General features: G+C 44.9%; 1 protein-coding gene. It reads right to left on the bottom strand.

Annotated elements, in window-relative coordinates; genetic code table 11:
• On the bottom strand, positions 1 to 1,032 hold a 1,032-nt coding region (locus tag AC3A8L_RS16965), incomplete at both ends, for a calcium-binding protein (RefSeq protein ID WP_487963464.1).

Here is a 1,032-nt window from a genome sequence, read left to right as displayed (position 1 = left end):
TGCGGTCATGACCGATCGCACCGTGCAGCTGATCATCACCCGCGCCACCGTCGAGCACATCGTCACCAGCACCACCATTTAATTGATCACAACCACCAGCACCATTTAATACATCATCCCCACCGGCGCCATTAATCGCTTCATCAAAATACTGCCCTAAAAATTCATCCGCCTCGGCAGTACCATTGATAGTTTGGAAAACACCTTGGCAAACCAATGCCATTACACGTAGATCTTCTACCGTCCACACAACGTCATCAGCAAACTCAATAACACTAATGCCGCTATATCCAGCGCTTGCGCCGGTTAACTGCCCGACAAGGGTAATACCGCCGGACTCGTCATTAATAATAACTTGAACGCCGTCACTCACTTCAGTTGCTATACGCTGAATGGTAACTTCGGTAGAAGCTATATCAACTAAACGTAAAACATCTTCAGAGGCATCGCCTAAAATAGTATCGAAACCATCGCCTGCGCGATAAATATAAGTATCCACACCGCCATTCCCAATAAGGGTGTCATTACCGGCTAAACCTTGTATAACATCGGCTGTATCAAAACCTTCGATGGTTTCATTTCTAGGAGTACCGATAAGCGTCATGGCAGGCAATTGATCGGCCAGCCAAGTAGTGCCGTCAGCAAATACCACCGAACTAATACCACTGTAAGTACTTAAATCACCCATTTGATTAATTAATGTCACAGTTCCGGTTTCTACGCCGTCATTAAATACTGCGAGTTCTATATTGGTTTTGTCGCCACTTAAATCACGTTTAACGACAACATCATTAGGCGTTAAGTTAATAAACTGCAGAATATCTTGATCGCGCTGCGCATATATCTCATCAATACCATCATCAATATTGATAACAAAAACATCTACCCCAGGGCCACCCGTTAGTACATCATTACCTGGCCCACCCTGAATAATGCTATCGCCAGCTATTGCTGTAATAACATCATCCCCTGCATCGCCATAAACCGCATTTTGTTCCGCCGTTGCATTTAAAGTATCAGCCTCATCCGTAC

This window comes from Marinagarivorans sp., from assembly GCF_982758155.1.
The sequence above is the reverse complement of the archived record's forward strand: the minus strand, read 5'-3'. Positions and strand labels throughout refer to the sequence as shown.